This window comes from Megasphaera vaginalis (ex Srinivasan et al. 2021), assembly GCF_000478965.1.
GTDB classification, from domain to species: domain Bacteria; phylum Bacillota; class Negativicutes; order Veillonellales; family Megasphaeraceae; genus Megasphaera; species Megasphaera vaginalis.
The window spans coordinates 92,063-118,061 of sequence record NZ_AWXA01000062.1; the positions used below are offsets into that span (position 1 = coordinate 92,063).

Below are 25,999 nucleotides of genomic sequence, written 5' to 3' on the forward strand. Positions count from 1 at the left end.
CAGGCTTTTGATGAAAATATTTTTGGTATTATCCCAGAATAAAGTATGGTACAATGAACAAGAACCATTCATTACGATTTGAAGGAGGAACTGCAATGAAAGAGTTTGTGACGGAACATCAATCGCCGTATCTGGATCTGTCGGCAGAAGTGACGGAAATTTTATATCGGGGTAAGTCCGATTTTCAGGATATTCTCGTTGCCGATACGAAGGAGTTCGGCAGAATGCTGGTCTTGGACGGCGTATTTCAGACATCAATTAAGGATGAGTTCATATATCATGAAAGTATCGTCCATATTCCTCTATTTTTGCATCCCAATCCGAAACACGTCCTTATCATCGGCGGCGGTGACGGCGGCGCTGCCCGTGAAGCAGTACGGCATCCTGAAGTGGAAACGGTGACGATGGTCGATATCGACGGCAAGGTCATTGAACTGGCAAAAGAATTTTTGCCGGAAATCTCTCGGGCCATGCTGGAAGACGATCCGAAGTTGACAGTCAAGGTAGGAGACGGCATCGCTTATATGAAACAGTCGAAAAATTATTATGATGTCATTATCGTCGACTGTTCCGATCCTGTCGGTCCCGGTGAAGGCCTCTTCACCTATGATTTCTATAAAGACACGTACAGTGCGTTGACGGCAGACGGTATTTTTGTGCAGCAGACGGAATCTCCGTTTATGCATCAGAAACTGGTCAAAGACGTTTTTTCTTGCGTATCCGATATTTTCCCCGTAACCCGTCTTTATACCGCCTTTATTCCTCTGTATCCGAGCGGCATGCACTGCTTTACGCTGGGATCGAAGCACTATGATCCCTTGCAATGGACGCCAAGTCGGCGGCGGTCGTTTGCGACCAGATATTATAATGAAGGCATTCAACGCAGCGCGTTTGTCTTGCCGAACTTTGTTAAAGACTTGTTGTATGGTGCCAAGGCACGGTAAAAATACCCTTGACAGAGTATTTGAATGATGATAGAATTACCTACGTTACCGATAGTCTGTAAGGTTTTGTCTTGCGCATCGGAATGTAGGTATATGGCGGGTATGGTGAAGTGGTTAACACGGCGGATTGTGGCTCCGTTACGCTAGGGTTCGAGTCCCTATACTCGCCCCATACAGGGGTATAGCCAAGTGGTAAGGCACCGGACTTTGACTCCGCTATGCGCTGGTTCGAATCCAGCTACCCCTGCCAGGTATGATCCACTAGCTCAGTTGGCAGAGCACCTGACTTTTAATCAGGGTGTCCCGAGTTCGAATCTCGGGTGGATCACCAATACGGGAAGAGGATGACCGTGATGACGGCGTTCTCTTCTTTTGCTTTTCTGCCCCGTTTTCGATACGAAAGAACAACAGGCTGTGCCGACGGCACAGCCTGTTGTTTTTTATTTTCATAAGAAAAAGACGAGCATGTCAATGATAAACGTTGGAATCAGAATTGCACAGGACCAACCCATGTAACCGAAAAAGCTGGGCATCTTAATGCCGTTTTCTTCAGCAATTGATTTTACCATGAAGTTCGGTGCATTGCCGATGTACGTATTGGCTCCCATGAAAACGGCGCCGGCAGAAATCGCTTCCAGCATCGGCACGGCGACGGTACCGACTGTGGTCGCAATGCCCGATGTTGCTCCCAAAGCGCCGGCAGTCTGCAGAAATACCAAATATGTCGGCGTATTATCCAAAAAGGATGATAACGCGCCGGCGGCCCAAAACATTTGCCACGGCTGATTGAGACCGAGCTCCGCTCCGTGCGTCTTCAAGAAGATCAAAGCCGGAATCATGGTGATGAAAATACCGATGAATAGTTTGGCGACTTCAAGGATCGGCGCATGAGAGAAACTGTTTAGTTCCCGCGTGGATTGTTTCGTCATTTTTAACGATAAGAAGGATGCTGCAAGGATAATGATAATTTCGACCAATGTTGCGTAGGGGAAAATGATTTCGTCAAAAACGGGAATACCGGCGCCGTCAGCGAAGGCCGGAATCATTTTCGGTAAGACACCGTTGGCAACGACACCGATGATGATCATAAAGATGAAGATGAAGTTGTACAAGCCTTCAATGCGGATCGGTTCTCTTACTTCTTCCGCCAACTCGTCAATGGGATAACGACCTTCGGCCAATTCTTTTTTGTAGTAGTGCCTGTCAATAAAATAGAAAAGGGCGAAAAGCAGGATCATATTAAAGACTAAAATGGGGAAAAGGTTAAATGTCCAGGTGAACGGAACGCCGCGCTGGAAGCCCATGAAAAGAGGCGGATCGCCAAGAGGCGTTAAACAGCCGCCGATGTTGGCGACCAGGAAGATGAAGAAAACGACTATATGCACTTTATATTTTCGCCATTCGTTGGCACGGATCAATGGACGGATCATGACCATTGCGGCGCCGGTCGTGCCGATCCAGCTGGCTAAAATTGTACCGATAAAGAGCAGCGCTGCGTTGACCCTGGTCGTTCCGGCCAGCGTTCCTTTGACGGCAATGCCGCCGGCAGCGGCAAAGAGGCCGAAAAGAAGTACGATGAAGGGAATGTAGTCCAACAGCACCGATTCCAGGAGCCGGAACCAGGCTTCGCTGAGTCCGTAAGCGATGGCAAAAGGGACAAGGAAGACGAGGGACCAGCCCAGAGCGACCAGAAGCATGTTTTTTCCCCACCAGTCCGGTTTTACGAGAGGAATAATGGCAATAGAAAGCAACATACCGACAAAGGGGATGATGCTCCAGAGAGGCAGGGTCTGGTTGACCAGATGATGCGTACCTTCATCGGCGAACACTGCGGGGATACAGCAGAGAAGGACCGTTAAGGTACAAATGAGTGTGCGAATGTTGTTCTTCATGAAAACCACCTTTCTTGTAACACTAGGGAAATTATAGAAGGAACTGATCCGGTTGTAAAGAGAACGGAGCCGGAATCCGGTGAAAAGCCGCGTTGGCAGAAATGAGAATAACCGGTCGATATGTAAAATGCATTGTTGCTTTGTTTATATTGAATAATCAAGAACAGTATATCACAGTGAGCGTAAAGATTACACTGTCAGTTTGCAATTATCCTTAAAAGGAAGACAGGCGGTAAAAAGAGGGATGACCGTTTCAGGGGCCTGTTATCCTGTTGAAATAACGGTATCATTTTTTGTAAAAACTGTAAATTTGTAAAATCGGATAAATTACCGGCAGTATAAAGAAGGATATTTCAACTTCAGTATAGAATATTATTAATATCACGAAAAAGGTGCACGAGGAGGGATTCATTATGAAACAATATAAAAATATCATTGTGCCGACTGACGGTTCCGAAAATTCCAGACGGGCATTGGAACATGCCGTAACGATTGCATCCGTTTTGGGAGCGACGATTACGTTGGTTTATGTTGCGAATATTGTTTCCGTTATTTCCAATTTTGATCAAATACCGAATGCCAGCGGTTATGTAACCGAACAGGTAGCGCTGGACATGGAGGAAGAAGGAAAGAATGTTTTGGATGACTGCGCCAAAGCGATTCGGCAGAATATAGAAGTAAAGACCGTTTTTGAAGTAGGATCTCCGGGGCCGGCAATTTTATCTGTTGCCAAAAAGTATAATGCCGATCTGATCGTTATGGGCAGTCGCGGTTTGGGGCCGTTAAAGGGACTGTTTATGGGCTCTGTCAGCAGTTTTGTTGTCACTCATTCCTTATGTCCTGCCATGATCGTTAAATAATTTAAGCTTATAAAAAGGTCTCTCCCGATAGAGGAGAGACCTTTTTAGTATGGGATTTGCCGGTTTTATGATATACTGATATAAGCAAATTTGTATAAATTTTTGGAAATTATGGAGACGGTTTATTTGCCTGGAGGGTATGGCATCATGACGAATAAACAGAAAGCACGATCGGAACGCCGCATTGAGGAATGGGCTTCCCGTGGCTGGCTTACATCTGAAGGAGAAAAGCAGCTTCGCCATCAAATGATGGAAGAGATTCAACCGATGGTTGGCATGGCTCTTTCTTTACATGTTATCATCGGGATCATCAGCATTCTTTTGGCCGGCGTGATCGGGGCATGGGCCATTGCCGAGTTTTGGGCTCATTTCACACCGGGCATCCGCTTGGTACTGGCGGCCGTTCTTTTGGCGTTATCGCAGGTCGGAGCGGCGGTTCTGCTGCTGCAGGGACAACAGGGGTCTCTGCGGGGAGAAATCGGTTCCGTCGTCCATTACCTGTTTCTTTTTGTAGCCTTTGCAATCGTTAAGCAAACGTTTTATGTAGGTTGGGATGCGCCGTCATACATAGCCCTTTGCGCTGTTTTGGGACTGCCTGCCGTGTATTTGCTTCGCGCGGCGGCGGGGGTATTGGTGTATTGTCTGTCCGTATTGGCGCGGGTTTCTCTAAGTGGCTTTGTCGATGCACCTGGCGGCGTCGGGTTTATGTGGTTTCTGTTGCTTTTGCCGCTGCCGCTTTATGGCGTTTTTATGAAGCAAGGGGATGAGTTGCGTCTTTCCGTTTTCTCTTGGCTCATGACTATTACACTGTATACGTCATTCGGCATAGCGATGATAACGGAAGAGTATATTCCCTTTTTGCTGTTAGCGTCGCTGGCTGTGACTATGATGCTTATTGGATATTCTATCGATATTCACAAAGCGTACGGGGTGCCGTTTCGTTGGTTCGGGCGCTTTGCCGCTGCCGGATCGTTGCTGCTTTCTTGTTTGCCCCCTGTTTGGAACGGCATTGCCGCCATTGAAGGGTTTCATTGGACAATGACGGCAATGGTGTTGGCTCTTTTTGCCGTAATGATCGGGTTGTTGGCCAAAGAGGTGAAAAAGGTTCTTTGGAGCCCGCTGTTATATGTCGTGATTCCGCTGCTTTTAGGCGGCGAGACACTATTGGTGCGCAGCGGCATTTATTCGTCGCTGCCGTTGTTGCTGTCCGCGGTATATGCGATTTTTATCGGAGGATATGAGCTTCTTCAAGGTTTGAAACCGGGCCATCTGGGGCATCTTCGCTTCGGCATCATCGTATTGGTCCTTTTAGTCTGCGCAATTTCGGCAGGCGGTGTATTTTCACCGGCCGTACTTGTTGTAACGGCGGCCGTATTATTTCTTTTGTTTATTCAAGGAAGACGGCTGATGCGGAAAAAAGGAAAGAGCGGGCGTTCGTTGAATGTGACGAAAACGGTTACGTCTGTGCGAAAAGAAAAGAAACGGGCTGCCGTACATGAGCGGGATGGAGAAACGGGCGTGTCAGCGACGCAAGAGGAAGCGCCGTCTTGGATGCAGTTGGATGATGGGGCTTCGGTAAGCATGACGGCTGTCGACACGGTAATACCGAGAAAAACAGAAAGTTCGCTTTTTGTAGAACCCGTATTTCATTCTCCCGAAGATATTCCCGCAGGCGGTTCAGGTGTTTTTTCGCAAAGCAGCTCACGGGATGAACGGAAAAAGGCCGAACCATCGCCATGGAGCGCATCTTCCGCGGCAACACCGGCTGGCGGTGCAACGTCGCCTTGGACGAATAGCGGCGCTGCGCCGAAGCGGGAAAAGGTGTTCAGTCATTCACCGTGGTCGCAGGAAGGAGAGCGACGATAATGAAAGGAGTAACGGAATTCTTCAATCGCACGGTCATGCTGGGGCTCTGCCTTTTCGTCGTCATCGTGCAAATGGGAATGCTTTTTTATTTCAGTTGGCGTTATTATAATATTTCCGTTGACGGAATTCCCTATCAGTGGCGGTGCTTACCGCGCCTGGAAACGGGACCGTTCGGTACCGACTATATTCATGTCATCTTTCCTGAGGATACGACGGCATGGCTTGACGACGTGCCGCCGGCAGAAGGGCAGACGATTTATGTCACCATTTCCCGGGATGCGGCTGGCTTGATGGAGATACAAGGCGCTTCCGCGTCTAAACCGTCTCAACGTAATGCTGATTATATGGAAGCGACGGCTGTTGCCTTTGACGGCAGCACGGTTCAGTTTCAAGTTCCTTTCGATCGCTATCGCATAGCTGCAGATAAGCGCGACGGCATCTATGATATTAACGCGTCCGACAGTGTTATTGCCAGCATCCGCATCAAGCGCGGCAAAGGCGTTGTCGAAGGGGTGTATGTCAACGGTGTGCCGTTGGAATCATGCAGCAGCGGAGCAGCCGTCGAAGCGACGCGGCGCGGTAAGCAGCCGGCTCAGAGTAAAGGGCAGCAGATTCGCATTGTCGAACCCGGCATGGTACCGCCGCAGGACGAATCTTAACTGGTGAGGAGGTGATAGCGTATATGAAGAGATCTTGGCAGATAGCGGTGTCGTTTGTATTAATCCTGGCTTTTCTGCTGTTGTCCGGCTTTCGGGCACAGACGATTATCCATGATGACGGCAGTGAAACGCAGGATATTTTGAAAGTTTCCGACAGCGACAGCGGGCAGAAAGCGCTGCGCGATGATGCTGATGATTTTCAAAAACGTGATTATATGATCATGGATTACAGCAACAGCAACGGAGAAGGCTTTCGCGCCATGAAAACGATTACGACGGAAAATGCGAACCGCAGCTCTATAGACAAAATCGTTCACAGAACGCACGACGGTTTGATTTGTACGATGTATTACATTGATTATCTGTATACCGATAGCAGCATGAGTCGGCTCCAACTGGGACGGCCGACGGCGGAAGACGGCAGCGATCTGGAATACAGCGTTTCTTTTCCTTCCGGTGCGCAGGTAAAGAGTAACAGTACGACTAGTGATCAGCAGAGCAGTACCTATACGTGGAAACTTAGTAATACTCAAAATGCCCGGCTTCAGTTGCAGGCAACGGTTTGGCATAAGTTAACGATTTACGGCCTTTTATTTTTCATTATATTGTTTGTTTGTATCGTATTGGTGATGGAACACCGCCGTCGGAACATGATCAGCTGGAAGCAGGCGTCGCGCATGCGGACGGTGGAGATCTTTTTGCTCTTGGTGCCGGTATTCATTTTAGGGTACATGGCGTATGATTATTATGCCGGTACGCATATTACGTCGTCGACTTTGCAGTCAGTGGCACAGCAACAGGAAGAAGAGAAACGATTGCAGCAGGAGGAAGAACGAAAAGCGAAGGAAGAAGAATCACAGCGGCAGCGCGAAAAGGAAATCACCATGTCCAAGGTACGGAGTAAGTCACTGGAACTGTCGGCGTCGTTGCGGGAGCTGAATCGGCGCTATGAAGCGGGGAAGCTCAGTCGTGCCGAAGCGCGGAACGAAGCGGCTTCGTTGGCCGATCAGGCGCGAGCTCTTTTACAGGATAATCAAGGTAAGATTTCCGAAGCAGACAGCGGGGCGCTGGAAGAATTGGTGCAGCGTATTGTGGATGAGGCGAATACGATCGCTTCAAAGGACGTCAAGAAAGTGGAAAAGAAGGTACAGCCGAAGGTGACGAATCGCAGCAAGTCCGCCGGTTCGAATGATCAGAGCGGCAGCCGTGATACCGATGACAACTCGAGCGGCAATGACACAACGCAGCCGGCAAAGGGAAAAGAAAAATAGTCTGGCGTAACGTTGGTTTCATATTAACGAATTAAAAAAAGATGATATAATAAAAAAAGCGGGTATCAGGTAACGTAGCAGATGTCGTGTAGATATTACAGAGGAGGTATTTGGAAGCATGCATTGTGTACAAGAAATTAAAAACGGTATTTATTGGGTAGGCTGCAACGATTTCGGCACCCAAATGTTTGAACGGGTTCTGCCGATTCCGGAAGGTGTTTCCTATATTACGTATTTTATCGACGATGAGAAGACTTGTCTTCTCGATTCAATGGATAAAAGCTGCCGCGACGAGTTTTTGGAAAATGTGGAATACTTGCTGCACGGGAGAAAGTTGGACTATTTTGTCATTCAACACATGGAGCCGGATCATGCGAGTTCTGCGCTGGCGTTGATTGAAAAATATCCCGATGTCAAGATCATCGGTCAAGCCCAGACTTTTCAACTCTTTGAACAGTTCTATCGTCATCCTATGCCGGATAACTACATACCGATCAAAGACGGCGACCAATTAAAGCTGGGTAAGCATGTTCTTCAATTTATCAAGGCGCCGATGGTTCATTGGCCTGAAGTGTTCATGTCCTATGATCTGACAGATAAATTTTTGTTTACGGCCGATGCTTTCGGTATGTTCGGTACTGTCGGCAACATCTTTGCCGATCAAGTCGATTTTGATGAATATTACCTTGATCCGGCCCGCCGTTACTATGTAAATATTGTCGGAAAATATGGCGTTCAGGTCATGAATGTGCTGAAAAAAGCTGCGGCTTTGCAAATTGATTGCCTTTGCCCTATTCACGGACTCGTTTTCCGCACTCCTGAAACGATTAAGTATATTATTGATAAATACCTTCATTGGGCTCAGTATCAGCCGGAGAAAAAAGGCGTTCTCATTGCTTTTGCGTCAATTTACGGAAATACGGCCCGTGCCGTGAATGTCTTGGCGCAGAAATTGAGCGAACGGGGCGTGCGGAACATTCATCTCTATGACGTATCTAAAACCCATCCGTCTTTTATTTCGGCCAAGGCGTGGGAATACAGTCATCTGGTGCTGGCTGCGCCGACATATAATTTGAACCTGTACCTGCCTATGGAAAATTTGCTGCATGATATGAGCACGCTTCTCTTCCAGAATCGAAAAATCGCAGTATTGGGTTGTCATAGCTGGCGTTCTGTGGCGCATAAGGAAATGATAAACTATGTCGAAAACGTTTTCAAGAATTGTGAACTTTTCCCGACAACGATTGATATGAGGTCGTCGCTCCAGGACAATGAAGAATGTGTTATTGAGTCTATGGCTGATGAAATTTCCGAAGATTACAAAGCATATCCCGACCCGGATACCTTGGTATAATATAGAAAGACTGCCCTTTAGGGCAGTCTTTCTATATTACGGACAGCCTTTTCGATTGTTGCCGGCAATGTTATAATAAGGAAACGGAATGTTGAGGAGGCGATATGATGATCATCCGTGATAATACGGCCAAGAGCGGCGATGCTCATAAGGAAAGTGAAGTCAGGAATACAGGAGAAGAATTGAATCTGGACTTAGGACGCCCCATGACGGAAGAGGAAGAAAAAATTTTTGCCAAGTTGAAAGAAGGCCTCGGACTGTAGCGGTAGGAAACAGGAGAGACGTTGCAGTTATCGTGAACGGCGTTGTTTCGAAACACGTCCTTTGAAGGTAAAACGACTTATGAAGAAGAAATGCCCTGCAGCTTGCTGCAGGGTGTTTTTTGGGTGCTAAGGGCGAACAAATGTTTGAAAGAGGCGCGACGCTGTGCTATGATAGAAAAAAAGAGAGGTAGAATCATGGACTGGGATACGATGCAGAAGAAGTTGGCGTTGCTCAGCGATGCCGCAAAATATGATGCCTCCTGTTCGTCCAGTGGCAGTTCCCGAAAAAATACGACAGGCGGCATCGGGAATGGGGCCATATCCGGAATTTGTCATTCGTGGTCGGCAGATGGCAGGTGCATTTCCTTATTAAAGGTATTAATGACCAATCATTGTATATATGATTGCGTTTATTGTGTGAATCGTTGCAGTCGCGATACGGAACGGACCGCTTTTTCGCCGGCCGAAATTGCGATGTTGACGATTCAGTTTTATCGCCGTAATTATATTGAAGGGCTGTTTCTCAGCTCCGGCGTCTGGCGTTCGCCCGATTATACAACGGAATTGCTGATTGAAACGGCGCGTATCTTACGAGATGAATATAGTTTTAACGGCTATATTCACATGAAGGGAATTCCCGGTACGGCGCCGGAATTGATCAGCAGGCTCGGCTCGTACGTTGATCGCCTGAGCATTAATATCGAATTGCCTTCTGCCGCCGGATTGAAGCTTCTTGCCCCGCAAAAGACAAAAGAGACGATCTTAGTGCCGATGCGGGAAGTGAAGCGGCGATCGGCGGAACGGGCTGAGGAACGAAAGCATAGTAAAAAGGTTCCGGCATTTGTGCCGGCGGGACAGACGACGCAGCTTATCGTCGGCGCGACGGCGGACAGTGATCGCACGATTCTGCAGTTGTCTGAAGCCCTATATAGGCGGATGTCGTTGAAGCGGGTCTACTATTCCGCTTATGTGCCGGCTGTAACGGATCCGCGGTTACCGGCTCCGTCCCGGCCGCCCCTCTTACGGGAATACCGTCTTTATCAGGCTGATTGGCTACTGCGTTTCTATCAGTTTCGTGCCGATGAAATATTATCGGAAGCGTTACCCGATTTTGACACTCGCCTTGATCCGAAGACCTGCTGGGCTTTGCGGCACCCCGAATGCTTTCCTGTAGAGATCAATAAAGCGTCTTATCACATGCTGCTTCGCGTGCCCGGTATCGGCGTTCTCTCGGCGCGCCGCATTTGTGCGGCGCGCCGTTCGGCATGGCTTTCTTATGATTCGCTGCGCCGGTTCGGAATCATTTTTAAGCGTGCAAAATATTTTATTACCTGCCGAGGTAAGTATTATGGCGGCGTTTACCGCCTCGAGACCGTTCGCCAACGCTTATTGCTGCAAGAAGCCTCTCGGGCTTACGAAGCCGTGAGTCTTTTCGATGAAACGGGAGGTGCCTCGTGAATTATCATTATGACGGAACTTTTTTCGGCTTTCTCACCGCTGTTTTTGATGCTTATCATGACGGGATACGGCATGTCGGCCATATCCATAGCGATGCAGAGCGCCCTTTATTCGGGCAGGAGAAGGAAGTCGGCACCGATGCGGGTAAAGCGGTTCGCGTTCTGCAGGGGCTGAAGGCGTCTTGCGGTAAGGAGGCGGTGCACTTTCTGTACTACGCTTTTTTGGCGGAAACGGCTGAACGGGAGGCCGTATTATTGTATTATATCCGCCGGCTCTTTACTTGGCGGCAGACCTGGCGACGGCACTTGAGTGACGAGCTGATTTGGCAGACGCGGTTGTGGGCGCAAAAGACGGGGAATGAACGACATAAACTTTTGGGACTTCTTCGTTTTCAGAAATTGTCGGACGGGATGCTCTATGGACCTGTTGCGCCGACTGCCGCCGTCGTCCCTCTTTTGGCGCCGCATTTCATACGCCGTTTTCCCGAAGAGCGTTGGATTATCCACGATCGCCGTCGCGGCGTTGGCGTGTTGTATGAACAACATGAAACGGCTATCGTTGAAATTCCCTGCTCACGGTCTCCTGATCTGGCGGCGGAAGAACTTTGCTGGCAAAGCTTGTGGCAACGGTATTACCGTACCGCGGCGATTGAAGAACGCCGCAATGAATTGTTGCGGCGCTCTTTTATGCCTTATAAATATTGGCCCGATCTGATTGAAATGAAGTGATTTTTTTCGGTTTATTTTTCCTATCAGTTGTTATATAATAGTACCATTAGATTGTTATGAGGAAAGGTAGAATAGCGTGAAACCTGTTTTGGTGACGGTAGAGAGCATTCAACGAAATGAGAACGGCGAAGAGATCACGTTAGAGCTTGTTTCGGAAGGGAAATTCTATGCTAAAGACCGGGCGCAATATATTGTTTACGAAGAGAGTGAAATTACCGGCATGGCCGGCGTTACGACGGTTATCAAAATTCCTGAAGACGGTACGGTTTGTCTGCTGCGCTTGGGAAGTCTCAAGCAGCGGCAGGAGTATGCTGTCGGCAGGGAGAGCCGTTCTACTTATGAGACTCCGGTCGGTATCATGGGTGTGACGATGAAAACGTATGAATGTGATGTCGCTTTGCGGGACGGAGTCGGCACGATCCGTCTCGGTTTTGATGTCACGATTGAAGGTGTCGGGGCGAATTATAATCAGGTAACGATTACAGTGCGGGAGGATAAATCGTAATGGAATTGAAAGAACTGTTGACGCGGGGAATTCAGACGGCTTTGCAAGAAGCTGTCCGGAACGGGGAATTGCCGGACGGCGATTATCCTGCTGTTTTGCTGGAAGTTCCGCCGCAGAAGGAATTCGGGGATTTTGCCAGCAACATTGCCATGCAGTCGGCGCGCATTGCGAGACGGTCGCCGCGCGATATTGCAAACACGATTATTTCCCATATGGAGTATTCTTGGCTGAATAAAGCGGAAGTGGCCGGTGCCGGTTTTATTAATTTTTTTCTGAATCATACGGTTTTATACGACGCGTTGAAAGGCATTCTGGCGTCCGGATCGGCCTATGGTCAAGCGCCGCTGCGCGCTGACGATACGGTGCAGGTGGAATATGTCAGCGCGAATCCGACGGGGCCTCTCCATGTCGGTCACGGCCGCGGTGCCGCATACGGCAGTGCGTTGGTAAATTTATTGCGCGCCGCCGGCTACCGGGTTGAAGCGGAATACTACATCAATGACGCCGGCAATCAAATGGATAATCTGGCTGCATCCGTCAACGCCCGGTATTTGCAACTGTTCGGCAAAGAAGCGGAAATTCCCGAGAACGGCTATCATGGGCAGGATATTATTGATACGGCACAGGCGATTATTGATCAGGACGGCGCCGCTTATCTCGAGATGGATGAGGCGACAAGGCTGGAACTGTTCAAAGATCGGGCTTATGCTGAAAAGCTGAAGGCCTTGAAACGTGACTTGGAACATTTTAATGTGCACTATGACCGTTGGTTCAGCGAACGGACGCTGCATCCGCAGGCGATTGAAGCGGCATGTGCCGTTTTAAAGCGGGACGGTAAGGTCTATGAACAAGACGGTGCGTTATGGTTGCGTTCGACTGCTTACGGTGATGACAAGGATCGCGTCGTCATCCGCGATAACGGTGTACCGACATATTTGGCTGCCGACATCGCTTATCACAAGAATAAATATGATCGCGGCTTTCATTCATTGATCAATATTTGGGGGGCCGATCATCACGGCTATGTGGCGCGCGTCAAGGCTGCCATGGCGGCGCTCGGGTATGATCCGCAGCGGTTGGAAATTTTGCTGTTGCAAATGGTGAGCCTTTTCCGCAACGGTGAAGTCGTTAAGATGTCGAAACGGACGGGACAGGCAATCACCTTGAACGAATTGATTGAAGAAGTCGGCACCGATGCGGCTCGGTATTTCTTTATCATGCGCTCCCTCGACACGCAACTTGATTTTGATCTTGACCTGGCGACGTCGCGGAGTAATGAAAACCCCGTTTACTATATTCAGTACGCACATGCCCGGATATACAGCGTGTATAGGCAAATCGAGGAAAAAGGCGGCACCGTACCGGATACATGGGATGATGTCGATTGGAGCCGGCTCTGTGAAGAACCGGAATTGGCGCTGATTAAGAAAATGACGGCGTTCCCCGAAGAGATCCAAAAGGCCGCTGTCAACAGAGAACCGCATCGTATTGCTCATTTTGTTCATGAACTGGCAGGACTGTTTCACACCTTCTATAACCAGTGTCATATCATTCAATCCGACAAAGAACTGGAAAAGGCGAGGTTAGCACTGATTACGGCAGTCCGGATTACGATCGCTAACAGTCTGGCGGTTCTCGGCATTTCCGCGCCGAAGGAAATGTAGCGGAACAAGGCAATGACCGGATGAAGTAATGTTTTTTGTGAGCGGCGGCTCGACAGGGAGGAAAAATGGCTAAATATATATTTGTAACAGGTGGCGTTGTCTCTTCACTAGGCAAGGGGATTACGGCGGCCGCGTTAGGACGGCTGCTGAAAAACCGCGGGTTTAAAGTGACGATTCAGAAATTCGATCCTTATATCAATGTGGACCCGGGAACGATGAGTCCGTATCAGCATGGCGAAGTCTTCGTCACCGATGACGGCACGGAAACGGATCTGGATTTGGGGCATTATGAACGGTTTATCGATATCAATTTAGGCAAGAATTCCAATGTCACAACGGGGAAGATATACTGGTCCGTGCTGCAAAAGGAGCGTCGCGGCGATTATTTGGGACATACCGTCCAGGTTATTCCCCATATTACCAATGAGATTAAAAACCGTGTTTACCGTGTAGGAGATGAAGACAATGCCGACGTCGTCATTACCGAAATAGGAGGAACCGTCGGTGATATTGAAAGTCTGCCCTTTCTCGAGGCCATTCGGCAGATCCGCAAAGATGTAGGACGTAACGATGTCCTGTATATTCACGTCACCCTTGTTCCTTATATCGGTGCGGCCGGAGAATTGAAAACGAAACCGACGCAGCATAGTGTCAAAGAGCTGCGCAGCATTGGAATTCAACCGGATATTATTGTCTGCCGTACGGAGAAACCGCTTTCAGAAGAGATGAAAGAAAAATTAGCTCTTTTCTGTGATATTGACAAAGATGCGGTTATTCAAAACAAGACGCTTGACAGTATTTATGAGGTTCCCCTGTTGTTGGCCGAAGAAGGCATGGATAAGATCGTTCTGGATAAACTGGCGCTGCCTGATAAGCCGTGCGACATGGATGACTGGAAAAAGATGGTTTACGATATTTACCACACGGAAAAAGAAGTAGATATTGCGCTGGTCGGAAAATACGTGGCTCTGCATGACGCCTATTTGAGCGTAGCCGAAGCGTTGAGCCATGCGGGAATCGCTTATAAGGCAAAGGTCAATATTCATTGGATTGATTCGGAATATTTGGAAAATCCGGCGCTTTCCATGGCAGATGTCTTTAAGGATATTGACGGGATCGTTGTTCCCGGCGGTTTCGGTAATCGCGGTATTGAAGGCAAAGTCCGCGCGATTCAATACGCTCGTGAGCATAAGCTGCCGTTTTTGGGCCTTTGTCTCGGCATGCAGTGTGCCGTTATGGAATTTGCCCGTCACGTGTGCGGTATGGACGGCGCTACCTCTTCGGAATTCAATGAAACGGCCGCCTATCCGGTCATTGATTTGATGCCCGATCAGGTGGATATTTCCGATAAGGGCGGCACAATGCGTTTAGGTGTGTATCCCTGTAAGCTTTCGGAAGGAACAAAGACATATGAAGTGTATGGCGATAAGCTGATTTATGAACGTCATCGTCACCGTTGGGAATTTAATAATAAATACCGTCCGGAATTAACGGCTGCCGGATTGGTTCTTTCCGGTACGTCGCCGGATGATCGGTTGGTGGAAATTATTGAAATTCCCGATCATCCCTGGTTTGTGGGCTGTCAGTTTCATCCTGAATTTAAGTCGCGTCCGACAAAGGCGCATCCGCTTTTCCGCGGCTTGATCAATGCGGCTTTGAAGGGAAAAGAAGAACGCCGGTAAATACAGCTGATACTCGCAAAAGGAGGCATTCTGTATACAGAATGCCTCCTTTTTATGATTTTTGACGATATTATGTGAAAAAAATAACAGCAACTCTCAGAATATTAAATTATAAAGAAAATTCTCTTTTTACAGAGGTAACTTAAAGTTTGCCTGCAAATAAATAAGCATGAAAGAAACACAATTGATGAGGATATGCCGGTGCTTTGCAAGAAGAAACTTATACTGAAAGAGTGTATTATTATTTATATATGATCGGCGTATGCTTTTTGATTATCCTTGAAAAACAATGCGAATCAATTATGCTAAAACGATTAGCTTGCGATAATTTTCACATTGAATATTGAAACATATAATGATATAATGGGTACGACTGAAAGGGTGCCTTTATGTACATATCGGCCCTTTTTGCGTATACATTGAATGGAAGAAGACAGCTTGGATAAGCGAAAAAACTTTTTTCTTATCCAAAAACCTGAAAAGCAAGGGGCGTGTCTTCGCCGGCAGATGGATAAGCGCTTGACGGGATACAATGGAAGAAACGTAGGTGTCGGATTCGTTTCAGAGATGGACGCTTTTTATAGCGGACTCATGTTGTAAGTTCCGTCAGAGTTATTGCTTACTGTTTTTATTATTTTCATTAAATAGATTAATGAGGTGATTTTTGATGATGAAAAGCTTTATCGGTGGGGTCCATCCTGACGATGGGAAAATCTATGCAAAGGACAAAGCAATAGAAGCCCCGGCAGTACCGGAACAAGTAGTCATCCCGATGAGTCAGCACTTTGGTGCACCTTGTACTCCGACAGTCAAGGTTGGCGACCACGTTAAGAAAGGGCAGCTCATAGGGACCAGCGATGCATTTTTGCACGCTGATATTCACGCTTCGACTTCCGGTGACGTTGTCAAGGTAGCCCCTATGCCGCATAACATGATGGTTACATGTATGGCGGTCGTCATTAAAGCGGATGGAAAAGACGAATGGGTCGAAGGTCTTCCTGCTGAACATGACTGGAAACAGCTTGACGGCAAGGAAATTATTGACTTGATTAAGGCTGCCGGTGTTGTTGGTTGCGGCGGTGCGACGTTCCCGGCGCACGTTAAATTGACACCGAATAAGCCTGTTGACACCTTTATCGTCAACGCTGCCGAATGTGAACCGTATTTAACTGCCGATTATCGTGCCATGCTCGAATGGGCGGATAAATTGGCTACAGGCGTGCAGATCTGCATGAAGGCGTTAGGAGTTACCAAGGGGTTCATCGGCATTGAAGATAATAAAATGGACGCCGTAAAGGTTATGGAAGAAGCCTTTAAAGATATTCCTGAAGTCAGCGTTGAAGCTTTGCCGACGAAATATCCGCAAGGCGCGGAAAAAATGCTGATTAAAGCCGTTACGGGAAGAGAAGTCGAACCGGGCGGTTTGCCGATGAATGTCGGCTGCGTCGTCAGTAATGTCGGCACGGTCTGTGCTATTACCGATGCCGTTTGTCATGGCATTCCCTTTATTGAACGTGTTACGACGGTGACTGGAGATTGCATTGCCGAACCGAAGAATCTGCTCCTTCGCATCGGGACCCCGTTCCAATATGCGTTAGATTACTGCGGCGGCTTTTCCAAGCAACCGGATCGCGTTATCGGCGGCGGCCCGATGATGGGATTGGCGCAATATCAGCTTGATGTTCCCATCACTAAAGGCGCTTCCGGTATCGTTGCTTTGTCTCCTGAAAAATGTCAGGTTGGCGTCGAAGATCCCTGCATTCGTTGCGGACGTTGCGTCGATGCCTGTCCGATGGGGCTGATTCCCAGCCAATTAAGTATCTTCTCTGCTTGCCAGGCGTGGGACAAATGTATGGAATACGGTGTCATGAATTGCGTGGAATGCGGCAGTTGCGTATTTACTTGTCCGGCTAAACGGAACATCGTACAGTATATCCGCAATGCGAAATCGCAAGTGAAAGCTATGCAGCAAGCAGAAAAAGCCAAAGCGGAAGCCAAGGCCTAAGTCATAAACGGAAGAAGGGATAATAGATGAGTCCAGAAATTAAAGGACAGACAAACGGAGCGGGCGCGAGCGGCACACAGGAAGTCAGACTTACTGTATCATCTTCACCGCATGTCCGTTGTAATGAATCGATTTCCAAAATCATGTGGAGCGTTGTAGCGGCTTTGGTACCGGCTGCCGCGTTTGGCGTATATTATTTTGGAATGAACGCTTTAATCAATATCATTGTTTCCATTGTATCGGCTGTTGTCTTTGAATATTTGTGGGAAAAATTATTGCACAAAAAAATTACGATCAAAGACGGCAGTGCCGTTATTACCGGCCTTCTTTTGGCCATGTGCGTATCGCCGCTTCTGCCGTGGTGGATGTGCATCGTCGGCTCTTTCCTGGCTATTGTGGTCTGTAAACAGTCGATGGGCGGATTGGGGTATAACCTGTTTAATCCGGCGCATGTCGGCCGTGCCGGCTTGATGGTTTCCTGGCCTGTTGCCATGACGACGTGGACACAGGTGAACGGAACTGTCGTGGACGGCGTTGCCGGCGCTACGCCGCTCAATGTTTTGAAACATGGCGGTCACGATGCGCTGCTCCAATTGTTCGGCGGCGATCCGGCTACTATGTACCAAAGCTTATTCTTCGGATTCCGCAACGGTTCGATGGGGGAAACTTCAACTGTTCTCTTGGTACTTGGCGGGCTTTTCCTCATTTATAAAGGCTATGTCAAATGGCAGGCTCCCGTTGTCATGATTGCCACCGTCGGTATTATGATGTGGATTTTCGGCGGCGTAACCTTAGGCACGGGCCTTTTCTCCGGCGATCCCCTTTTTCATATGATGGCCGGCGGTCTGATCATCGGTGCATTCTTTATGTCGACTGATATGGTTACGGCTCCCATTACTTTGAAAGGCCAGATAATTTTTGCTCTCGGCGCAGGACTGATCACGGTCCTTATTCGTCTTCTCGGCGGTTATCCTGAAGGTGTCTGCTACTCCATCTTGTTGATGAATGCCGTTACACCGTTGATTGACCGTTTGGTAAAACCACGCATCTTTGGTTCAGTAAAGGCAAAGGGGGCGAACTAAAATGTCAGAAACTACAGGAAGCAGCATTTTCAAGATTGCTCTCAACCTGATCCTGACTTGTTTGGTATCAGGATGTATCATCGGCGCCGTATATTTTGTTACAGGGCCGATCGCGAAAGTAAAAGCGGAACAGATGAAACAGGAGTCGATGAAAGCTTTGGTGCCGACGGCTGATTCGTTTGTGCCGGTAGCGAATGAAAAAGATACGTTCATTGCCCAAAAAGGCGGACAGAAGGTCGCTTTTATCATTCCGACGGAACCGAAAGGGTACGGCGGACCGATCAAGATGTTGACGGCCGTTTCCTCTGACGGTGCGGTAATGGATTATACGATGCTTGAAGCCAATGAAACACCGGGTCTCGGTGACCGCGCGGCTAAAGATCCGTTCCGCGGCCAGTTCAAGGGAAAGAAAATCGACGCCTTGGAAGTTACGAAAGACCATAGCGACACGAAACATATTCAGGCTATGACGGGTGCTACGATTTCTTCCCGTGCAGTTACTTTGGGTGTCAAAGAGGCTGTCGAAAAAGCAGCACAGTTAGGAGGTAACTGATTATGAGCTTATGGAAAGTATTCAGCAGAGGCGTCATTGAAGAAAACCCATACTTCGTTCTGGCCTTGAGCTTATGTCCTGGTTTGGCTGTTACTACCAGCGTTATCAACGGTTTGACGATGGGCTTGACCGTATGGTTCGTTATTACTTCCAATAACGTTGTGGTATCTATCATTCGTAAGACGATTAATAAAAAAGTACGTGTGCCTGTATATATTACCTGTATTGCCACGATTGTTACCTGTGTGCAATTGTTCCTGCAGGCCTTTGCACCTGATCTGTATAAAGCCCTTGGCGTATATCTCGATTTGGTCGTCGTTTTCGCCATTATTCTTGCCCGTGCAGAATCGATCGCTTCTAAAAACGGTATCGTCGTCTCCTTCCTTGACGGTATGGGCATGGGCGTCGGGTTTACCATCGCCATGTTTATTATTTCCGTTATCCGCGAAATTATCGGCAACGGCACTTTTGCCGGCGTTGAATTATTCGGTCCTGCCTATCAGCCCGCTTTGATCATGGCCTTACCGCCTGGAGCCTTTATGCTTATCGGTTTCCTTATGGCCGGTATCAAGATGTACAACCAGTCCCGTGAAAAAGCAAAACTGCTGAAAGAACTGAAAGGAAGTGAAGGATAATGGGCGCCTATTTTACATTGTTTATCGGTGCAGTACTGATTAACAACTTCGTCTTGACCAAGTTTTTAGGGTTGTGTATTTTCTTCGGCGTATCCAAGAACCTCAACGCTTCTATCGGTATGGGCTTTGCCGTAACTTCTGTCATTACATTGAGCACAATTCTTGCTTGGCTGGTTTATAACTTTATCTTAGTTCCCTTTGATCTGACTTTCTTGCGTACCATCACTTTTGTTGTCTTGATCGCAAGTTTCGTACAACTTCTGGAAATTATCATCAAAAAGGAATCGCCTACGTTGTATAATATGTGGGGGATTTACCTGATGCTGATTGCGACCAACTGTATCGTATTGTCAGTTCCTGTACTGAGTGTTACGAATAACTATAACTTTATCGAAAATATCGTTTTTGCCGTCGGTTCCGGTATAGGGTTTGCTTTGGCCCTGATTTTAATGGCCAGCGCTCGTGAAAAACTTGACTTTGCAGATGTACCGGATGCCCTTAAAGGGACCCCTATCGCTTTCATCGTAGCCGGTATGTTATCCCTCGCATTTTTGGGCTTCTCAGGCATGTTGTAAGCGTAAAGGAGCTGAACAGATATTATGAATCAAACTTTATTTATTTCGATCATGGCCGTTGTCATCATGGTTGGCGTCGGTATCGTTTTTGGCTTCGTCCTCGCTTTGGCAGATAAGAAATTCGCTATGGAAGAAAATCCGCTTATCGGTGAAGTAAAGGAAGCCTTGCCGCAAGGGCAGTGCGGGGCCTGCGGTTTTGCCGGTTGCGCCAAATACGCGGAAGCTGTAGTCAATGATCCGGATGTCGCGCCCAATCTTTGTGTGCCCGGCAAAGCGGAAGTTGCCGCTATCGTTGCCGAATTGACGGGCAAGGTTGCAGAAGCTTCGGAAGCAAAGTTTGCCCATGTTCGTTGCCGCGGCGGTAACGGCATTGCCAAATTAGCTTATGAATACAAAGGTGTTCATGACTGTGCCGCTGCCAAACAGATTCAGCAGGGGCCCAAATCTTGTAAATTCGGCTGCCTCGGGTTCGGAAACTGCGTACGCAGCTGTCCGTTCAATGCCATGACCATGGGGACAAACGGTCTTCCGCTGGTCGACAAGTTACTTTGCACAGGCTGTGGGAAATGTGCCAGTGTCTGCCCGAATCATGTCATTGAGTTGTTGCCTGTTAGTGCCAAAGTCAGCGTAAGCTGCAGCTCTAAAGATGCCGGCGCAGTGGCTAAAAAAGCATGTTCCGCCGCTTGTATAGGCTGCGGTCTCTGCGTTCGCAACTGCACGCATGAAGGCGGTGTCAAGGTCGTCGATCATCTGGCTATCGTCGATCCGGAAGTTTGCCGCATTTGTGAAGAGCCGACGTGTGTTCCTAAATGTCCGACAGGTGCTATCGCCGCTTATGTAAGTGCTGCAAAATCTGAAACGGCAGAACAGAAAATAGGTTAATAGATGAACTGGAAGCGACGCGTTATACTGATCGGTATGGCAGCGTTCCTGGTTATCGTAAACTGCTCCGGATGCTCTTTGCGTCCGGAGCAGTCTTATGATAAAAGCGGGATTGCCATGGATACGACTATTTCCTTGCGGGCCAGCGGTAAGGAAGCCAAGGACGCTGTGGAAGAAAGTTATGCGAAGATAGAAGAATTAGATCGTCTGGCCAGCGCCCAGAATCCGCAGAGCGACGTCAGCAAAATCAATCAGCATGCCGGACTCGATTATGTTCAGGTTGATCCTGCTGTATATACGATGATTGCTTTTGCCAAAGCGTATTTGGAAAAAACGAACGGAACTTGGGATATTACGATCGGAACGATTTCGCAGTTATGGGGAATTGGCACCGACCATGCGCGTGTTCCCGATGATGAGGAAATCCGAGCGGCTCTTGCCCTTGTCAATTATCACGATATCTTGCTCCGGCCCGAGGATAACAGTGTAAAACTGGCGAAAAAGGGCATGTACATTGATTTAGGCGGGATTGCCAAAGGATATGCCGTTGACGAAGTTCGAAAAATATATGATGCACATCAGATTAAGAACGGGCTGATTAATTTAGGCGCCAGTTCTATGTACGGCGCAGGTCATAACTCAAAGGGGAAAACCTGGAAAATCGGTATCAAGCATCCGCGCGCCGATGAACCGGATCGCTACCTGGGCATCGTATCGGTCTCGGATACATATGTGTCCACCTCCGGGGATTATGAACGCTTTTTTGAAAAAGACGGCATTCGTTACCATCATATTTTTGACCCGCAAACGGGCCGTCCGGCCGGCAGCGGTGTCATGAGCGACACGATTATTGTCCGTAACGACATTCCTCATGCCGGTATGCTCAGCGACATGTTGACGACGATCGTCTTTATTGCCGGGCCGGAAAAAGGGATGGCGCTCATTCGCTCTATGGAAGGCGTTGAATGTGAGATCACCGGTACGGACGGGACTGTTTATATGACAGAGGGGTTCAAAAAAGATTTTTCGGACTTGGATAGGGATTTTAATTTAGAACAATAAGGTAATAAAGAAAAAAGATAGAAATTAATATTTTTTTAATTATTTTTTATATTTACTTTTCCTTTATAATATCTTAATATAATAAGTAGTGTGGAAACAAAAAATTATAGAGGATGGTAGGTAAGATGGATCATATTGATGAAAGTATTTTAGGCATTTTAAAGAAGAACGGTAAAGCGTCCGCTACGGAAATCAGCAAAGTAGTCGGCCTTTCCATTCCTGCTGTTGCCGAACGTATTCGTAAGATGGAGCACAACTCGATTATCGAGGGATATGGCGCTAAGATCAGCCGGCGTAAGACAGGCTACAATGTGACGGCGTTTATTATGGTGAATGTTGAACGGAACGGTAATGACGACGAATTTCGTTCTAAAATACTGTCGTTTCCGCAGGTACTGGAGTGCCATCACATTGTCGGCGCTTTTGATTATTTATTGAAGGTGCTGGTTAAAACGCCTGATGAGTTGGAGCAGTTTTTGATGGCGCAATTGAACGAGATACCGATGGTTACGTCATCACAGACATTTATGTGCCTTTCTACAGTGAAAGAAGAATGGAACGTGTAAACACAAAAAAGACCGCTGCTGCGGTCTTTTTTGTGTGTTTATGCTTCTGCAAGTACTTTTCCGTCCAGAGAAACCGTTACGATTTGGAAGGGGATATTCTTGCCGCTTTGCCGTAATGCCTGTGCTGCCGCCTGCGCAATGCCGCTGCAACAAGGGACTTCCATACGAACGACAGTCAGCGAACGAATCGCGTTTGCCCTGATAATTTCCGTTAACTTTTCTTTGTAATCGACGGTATCCAATTTCGGACAACCTATCAGTGTGACTTTGCCGCAGATAAAGTCATGGTGGAAGGACGCGTAAGCATATGTTGTACAATCGGCGGCAACGAGCAGATTGGCGTTATGGAAATGCGGCGCATTTGTAGGCACGAGACGCAGTTGAACCGGCCATTGTCGCAACTGAGACGGCTGCGGGCCGTCTTCTTTTTTGCCAGCGTTTTTATTGGCGAGAGAAGGAGGCAGGGCTCGCGGCTGACTGCCTGCACAGGATGTCAACTTTCCGGCATTTACGGCCGCTTCGTCATAAGCTGCCGCTTCGCGGACTTCAACGGTAATGGCGTTTGTCGGACAGTGGGGCAGACAATTTCCGAGGCCGTCACAGTAATCATCTCGCAGCAGACGGGCCTTTCCGTTCACTATTGCGATGGCGTTTTCATGGCAGGCAACGGCGCAACGGCCGCAACCGGTGCATAACACTTCGTCAATGTGAATAATCTTGCGCTTCATAGACGATCCTCCTTAGCGATTTTTCATAGACAGGACTTTTGTTTCTGCGTCCAGTATAGTACAATAAAAACAGCATGTATGTTGTTTTTGCAACGGGGGGATCATATGGAGACGTATACTGCCATTATTAAGGAATCCGTTTTGTTTAATCATATGGATGCGGCCGATGTCGGGCCGTTTTTGGAATCCATGGGCGCCAGAAAACGGAAATTCAGCAAAGGAAGCTTCGTTTTTTATGCCGGCGACGATATCAAGACGATCGGCTTTGTCGTTAAAGGCATTGTGCATATTGTACAGGAAGATTATTGGGGCAATCGCAATATTTTAGCGCGTATACAGGCGGGAAATCTCTTCGGCGAGGCTTTTGCCGCATTACCTGATGCGCAATCGGAAGTGGACGTTATCGTCACGGAAGACGCGGAAATCATCTTTGTCGACGTGACCAAAATATTGCATGGCGGTGTCGTGCTGACACCGCAGCAGGGACAATTTGTGAGCAATTTATTGGCGCTGATGGCGCAGAAAAATCTGATTTTGACTCGCAAAATACGCTATATATCACAGCGCTCGACGCGTCAGAAGCTGATGGCCTATCTGTCTGACGAGGCTCGCAGCAGACGATCGGCTACGTTCCGTATCGATTTTAACCGGCAGCAGTTGGCAGATTTTTTATCCGTAGATCGCAGTGCCATGTCGTCCGAGTTGAGTCGTATGAAAGCGGAAGGGCTGATTGATTACAAAAAAGAAAAATTTACGTTAAAAGAAATATAGCTGCCGAAAAGGCAGCTATATTTCTTTTATTTTAAGTGAGGAAGAATGTGCCCCATTTTGTTTTTCTTTGTTTCCAAATAAAATTCATCGAACTCCTGCGGCCGCATTTCGATCGGAACACGTTCGGTGATTTCAACGCCGAATCCTTCCAGTCCGTATACTTTTAACGGATTATTGGTCAGAAGGCGAATTTCTTTTGCTCCCAAATCCTGCAGAATTTGCGCGCCGATCCAATATTCACGCAGATCCGGAGCGAAGCCCAACTTTTCGTTGGCTTCTACCGTATCATAACCTTGTTCTTGCAGCATGTAGGCCTTCAGTTTGTTAATCAAGCCGATACCGCGCCCTTCCTGACGCATGTACAGGAGAATGCCGCGGCCTTCTTTATCTATCTGGTGCATGGCGGCCGCTAACTGTTCACCGCAGTCACAGCGCTGCGAACCGAAGACATCGCCTGTCAGACATTCGGAGTGAACGCGGCAGAGCAAGTCTTTTCCGTCGCCGATCTCGCCTTTGACCATGGCCACGTGATGTTCGCCGGTCAAATCGTTGACGTAGCCGAAAATACGGAATTTTCCGAATTTTGTCGGCATTTTTGCTTCCGCTTCGCGACTGACATGTTTGTCGTGACGGCGGCAGTAGTTCTGAAGATCATGGATGGTAATGAATTTCAACTTATATTCGTCGGCCAATTTCCACAGATCCGGGGTCTGCATCATCGTACCGTTGTCGGCCATGATCTCGCAGCAAATACCGACCTGTTTCAGACCTGCCAGCCGCATCAAATCGACGGTCGCTTCCGTATGGCCGCTGCGGGCCAAAACGCCGCCTTTTTTGGCGATGAGAGGGAACATGTGTCCGGGACGTCGAAAATCTTCCGGGCGAGCCGTTTCGTCGGCACATTTGCGAACTGTCAACGCCCGCTCGACGGCGGAAATACCTGTTGTCGTATCTTTGTGATCAATCGAAACGGTGAATGCCGTTTCGTGATTATCCGTGTTTTCGCCGACCATGGGGTACAGGCCGAGACGATGGGCGTATTCCTGGCTGACAGGCATGCAGATCAGCCCTTTGCCATAGGTGGCGACAAAATTCATTATTTCTGTCGTGCAGAATTGACCGGCGCAAATCAAATCGCCTTCGTTTTCACGATCCGGATCATCTGTGACGATGATCAAATGACCGGCCTGCAATTCGGCAATCGCTTCTTCTACGGTGTTGTATTGATGCTTTTCCAATGATAAAACCTCCTGACATTATAAGAGCCCTGTCGGCTGCAAGAGCCGTCAGGGCCGTTTGATGAGTTCATGGGTCGCGCAAAAAACACGACTCATATCTTCTTTCATCCAGACTATACTGTCGGTTTTGGAATTGCACCAAATCAACGCCTGTACAACGTTCGCGGACTATACCGCCGATCGGGAATTACACCCTGCCCTGAAGATATTTTGGAGTACTTGTTTATTATACAGATAAACCGATCGTTTTGCAATACTGTCATCAAGGTGGAATTTGCTCAACAGACCGTGTTTTCTTGACGCGCCGGGGGAAAAGAGCGCGCCCCTCTTTATCTTCGAAGATAATCGCGGTATACTTATAAGACAGGTTTCCTTTATCCGCAGAGAGGGGCTGGCAATGTGGCAGAGCGCAGGCGGCGCAGCAATCGTAGAAAAAAAACGGGACAGAGAAAATATAAACTGCTGATCGTCGTTATTTTGATTTTCGGCGGCATTCTTTTGACCAGCAGGATGTATCAGATCTGGGTAATTCATCAGGACATGAAGCGGACCGTAGAGGAACGTGAAGCGTTGGAGCAAGAAAATCAGGCGTTGCAGACAGCGCACGATAAATTGCTTGATCCGGAAGAAATTGCCAATAAGGCGCGGCAACAATTCGGGCTGGCAAAGCCGGGAGAAATTCCGTATCGGCGGTAATGATGCGAAAATTTATGATTGGGAATTGAATTTTTTTATTATTGTAGGTATAATGTGCTT

General features: G+C 48.0%; 25 protein-coding genes, 3 tRNA genes and 1 riboswitch. Of the genes, 25 read left to right on the plus strand and 3 right to left on the minus strand.

The annotated features are described in order from the left end of the window. Positions 1 to 95 precede the first annotated feature (95 nt). The 4 genes from speE to HMPREF1250_RS10555 all read left to right on the plus strand — a co-directional run bounded on the left by speE (position 96) and on the right by HMPREF1250_RS10555 (position 1,275). Positions 96 to 944, plus strand: coding sequence for a polyamine aminopropyltransferase (gene speE / locus HMPREF1250_RS10540; RefSeq protein ID WP_023054605.1), 849 nt, complete (start codon positions 96 to 98; stop codon positions 942 to 944). A gap of 96 nt (positions 945 to 1,040) precedes the next feature. Continuing rightward, a tRNA-His gene (locus HMPREF1250_RS10545) sits at positions 1,041 to 1,116 on the plus strand. A gap of 3 nt (positions 1,117 to 1,119) precedes the next feature. Beyond that, a tRNA-Gln gene (locus tag HMPREF1250_RS10550) sits at positions 1,120 to 1,194 on the plus strand. 5 nt (positions 1,195 to 1,199) lie between these two features. Further along, positions 1,200 to 1,275, plus strand: a tRNA-Lys gene (locus HMPREF1250_RS10555). 115 nt (positions 1,276 to 1,390) lie between these two features. On the opposite strand, the gene HMPREF1250_RS10560 is transcribed toward HMPREF1250_RS10555, so the two are convergent. Continuing rightward, positions 1,391 to 2,836, minus strand: coding sequence for a sodium:proton antiporter (locus HMPREF1250_RS10560; protein ID WP_023054611.1), 1,446 nt, complete (start codon positions 2,834 to 2,836; stop codon positions 1,391 to 1,393). A 413-nt stretch (positions 2,837 to 3,249) separates the two neighbouring features. On the opposite strand from HMPREF1250_RS10560, the gene HMPREF1250_RS10565 reads away from it, so the two are divergent. The 19 genes from HMPREF1250_RS10565 to HMPREF1250_RS10650 all read left to right on the plus strand — a co-directional run bounded on the left by HMPREF1250_RS10565 (position 3,250) and on the right by HMPREF1250_RS10650 (position 22,506). Beyond that, positions 3,250 to 3,696, plus strand: coding sequence for a universal stress protein (locus HMPREF1250_RS10565; RefSeq protein WP_023054655.1), 447 nt, complete (start codon positions 3,250 to 3,252; stop codon positions 3,694 to 3,696). A 147-nt stretch (positions 3,697 to 3,843) separates the two neighbouring features. After that, complete coding sequence (locus HMPREF1250_RS10570) at positions 3,844 to 5,562, plus strand: DUF2157 domain-containing protein (RefSeq protein ID WP_023054612.1); 1,719 nt, start codon at positions 3,844 to 3,846, stop codon at positions 5,560 to 5,562. Beyond that, the gene (locus HMPREF1250_RS10575) at positions 5,562 to 6,221 is read left to right on the plus strand and encodes a hypothetical protein (protein WP_023054667.1); all 660 of its coding nucleotides are present in this window, start codon (positions 5,562 to 5,564) and stop codon (positions 6,219 to 6,221) included. The genes HMPREF1250_RS10570 and HMPREF1250_RS10575 overlap by 1 nt, the downstream gene beginning before the upstream one ends. A 23-nt stretch (positions 6,222 to 6,244) precedes the next feature. After that, on the plus strand, positions 6,245 to 7,492 hold the full coding sequence (locus HMPREF1250_RS10580; protein WP_023054610.1) for a hypothetical protein: 1,248 nt from the start codon (positions 6,245 to 6,247) through the stop codon (positions 7,490 to 7,492). A gap of 118 nt (positions 7,493 to 7,610) precedes the next feature. Further along, complete coding sequence (locus HMPREF1250_RS10585) at positions 7,611 to 8,846, plus strand: FprA family A-type flavoprotein (protein WP_023054600.1); 1,236 nt, start codon at positions 7,611 to 7,613, stop codon at positions 8,844 to 8,846. Between the two features lie 104 nt (positions 8,847 to 8,950). Then, positions 8,951 to 9,109 (plus strand): hypothetical protein, encoded by a 159-nt coding sequence (locus HMPREF1250_RS11680; RefSeq protein WP_023054647.1) that lies wholly within the window; start codon positions 8,951 to 8,953, stop codon positions 9,107 to 9,109. Positions 9,110 to 9,304: 195 nt separating this feature from the next. Beyond that, complete coding sequence (locus tag HMPREF1250_RS10590) at positions 9,305 to 10,567, plus strand: putative DNA modification/repair radical SAM protein (RefSeq protein WP_023054700.1); 1,263 nt, start codon at positions 9,305 to 9,307, stop codon at positions 10,565 to 10,567. Further along, a complete protein-coding gene (locus HMPREF1250_RS10595) occupies positions 10,564 to 11,295 on the plus strand; it encodes a TIGR03915 family putative DNA repair protein (RefSeq protein ID WP_023054624.1) in 732 nt (243 codons plus the stop codon). The genes HMPREF1250_RS10590 and HMPREF1250_RS10595 overlap by 4 nt, the downstream gene beginning before the upstream one ends. A gap of 76 nt (positions 11,296 to 11,371) precedes the next feature. Continuing rightward, positions 11,372 to 11,800 carry a DUF1934 domain-containing protein gene (locus HMPREF1250_RS10600; RefSeq protein ID WP_023054595.1) on the plus strand — a complete coding sequence of 143 codons (429 nt, stop codon included), beginning with the start codon at positions 11,372 to 11,374 and terminating at the stop codon, positions 11,798 to 11,800. After that, complete coding sequence (gene argS, locus HMPREF1250_RS10605; protein WP_023054703.1) at positions 11,800 to 13,464, plus strand: arginine--tRNA ligase; 1,665 nt, start codon at positions 11,800 to 11,802, stop codon at positions 13,462 to 13,464. The genes HMPREF1250_RS10600 and argS overlap by 1 nt, the downstream gene beginning before the upstream one ends. Before the next feature lie 65 nt (positions 13,465 to 13,529). Next, positions 13,530 to 15,146: a CTP synthase gene (locus tag HMPREF1250_RS10610; RefSeq protein ID WP_023054621.1), complete on the plus strand. Its 1,617-nt coding sequence runs from the start codon at positions 13,530 to 13,532 to the stop codon at positions 15,144 to 15,146. A gap of 667 nt (positions 15,147 to 15,813) precedes the next feature. Beyond that, a complete protein-coding gene (gene rsxC, locus HMPREF1250_RS10615; RefSeq protein WP_023054661.1) occupies positions 15,814 to 17,151 on the plus strand; it encodes an electron transport complex subunit RsxC in 1,338 nt (445 codons plus the stop codon). A 26-nt stretch (positions 17,152 to 17,177) separates the two neighbouring features. Beyond that, positions 17,178 to 18,233 (plus strand): RnfABCDGE type electron transport complex subunit D, encoded by a 1,056-nt coding sequence (locus HMPREF1250_RS10620; protein ID WP_023054622.1) that lies wholly within the window; start codon positions 17,178 to 17,180, stop codon positions 18,231 to 18,233. A 1-nt stretch (position 18,234) separates the two neighbouring features. Then, a complete protein-coding gene (locus HMPREF1250_RS10625) occupies positions 18,235 to 18,786 on the plus strand; it encodes an RnfABCDGE type electron transport complex subunit G (RefSeq protein WP_023054666.1) in 552 nt (183 codons plus the stop codon). 2 nt (positions 18,787 to 18,788) lie between these two features. After that, positions 18,789 to 19,421 (plus strand): electron transport complex subunit RsxE, encoded by a 633-nt coding sequence (rsxE, locus tag HMPREF1250_RS10630; RefSeq protein ID WP_023054707.1) that lies wholly within the window; start codon positions 18,789 to 18,791, stop codon positions 19,419 to 19,421. Further along, the gene (locus HMPREF1250_RS10635) at positions 19,421 to 19,996 is read left to right on the plus strand and encodes an electron transport complex protein RnfA (protein WP_023054603.1); all 576 of its coding nucleotides are present in this window, start codon (positions 19,421 to 19,423) and stop codon (positions 19,994 to 19,996) included. The genes rsxE and HMPREF1250_RS10635 overlap by 1 nt, the downstream gene beginning before the upstream one ends. Positions 19,997 to 20,020: 24 nt before the next feature. Continuing rightward, complete coding sequence (gene rnfB / locus HMPREF1250_RS10640) at positions 20,021 to 20,878, plus strand: RnfABCDGE type electron transport complex subunit B (RefSeq protein ID WP_023054681.1); 858 nt, start codon at positions 20,021 to 20,023, stop codon at positions 20,876 to 20,878. A 3-nt stretch (positions 20,879 to 20,881) separates the two neighbouring features. Continuing rightward, positions 20,882 to 21,940: an FAD:protein FMN transferase gene (locus HMPREF1250_RS10645; RefSeq protein WP_023054710.1), complete on the plus strand. Its 1,059-nt coding sequence runs from the start codon at positions 20,882 to 20,884 to the stop codon at positions 21,938 to 21,940. 125 nt (positions 21,941 to 22,065) lie between these two features. Continuing rightward, on the plus strand, positions 22,066 to 22,506 hold the full coding sequence (locus HMPREF1250_RS10650; protein WP_036243349.1) for an Lrp/AsnC family transcriptional regulator: 441 nt from the start codon (positions 22,066 to 22,068) through the stop codon (positions 22,504 to 22,506). 38 nt (positions 22,507 to 22,544) lie between these two features. Here HMPREF1250_RS10650 and HMPREF1250_RS10655 read toward each other — a convergent pair whose 3' ends face one another. Then, positions 22,545 to 23,234: an ATP-binding protein gene (locus HMPREF1250_RS10655; protein ID WP_023054709.1), complete on the minus strand. Its 690-nt coding sequence runs from the start codon at positions 23,232 to 23,234 to the stop codon at positions 22,545 to 22,547. 105 nt (positions 23,235 to 23,339) lie between these two features. Here HMPREF1250_RS10655 and HMPREF1250_RS10660 point away from each other — a divergent pair, with 105 nt between their 5' ends. Next, positions 23,340 to 24,005, plus strand: coding sequence for a Crp/Fnr family transcriptional regulator (locus HMPREF1250_RS10660; protein ID WP_023054699.1), 666 nt, complete (start codon positions 23,340 to 23,342; stop codon positions 24,003 to 24,005). A 26-nt stretch (positions 24,006 to 24,031) separates the two neighbouring features. Here the strand turns inward: HMPREF1250_RS10660 and HMPREF1250_RS10665 are convergent, their stop codons facing one another. Then, a complete protein-coding gene (locus tag HMPREF1250_RS10665; protein ID WP_023054646.1) occupies positions 24,032 to 25,243 on the minus strand; it encodes a bifunctional 3,4-dihydroxy-2-butanone-4-phosphate synthase/GTP cyclohydrolase II in 1,212 nt (403 codons plus the stop codon). A gap of 92 nt (positions 25,244 to 25,335) precedes the next feature. After that, positions 25,336 to 25,454: riboswitch (FMN riboswitch) on the minus strand. Between the two features lie 188 nt (positions 25,455 to 25,642). Between HMPREF1250_RS10665 and HMPREF1250_RS10670 the strand changes: the two genes are divergently transcribed. Continuing rightward, positions 25,643 to 25,939 carry an FtsB family cell division protein gene (locus HMPREF1250_RS10670; RefSeq protein WP_023054680.1) on the plus strand — a complete coding sequence of 99 codons (297 nt, stop codon included), beginning with the start codon at positions 25,643 to 25,645 and terminating at the stop codon, positions 25,937 to 25,939. Positions 25,940 to 25,999 lie beyond the last annotated feature (60 nt).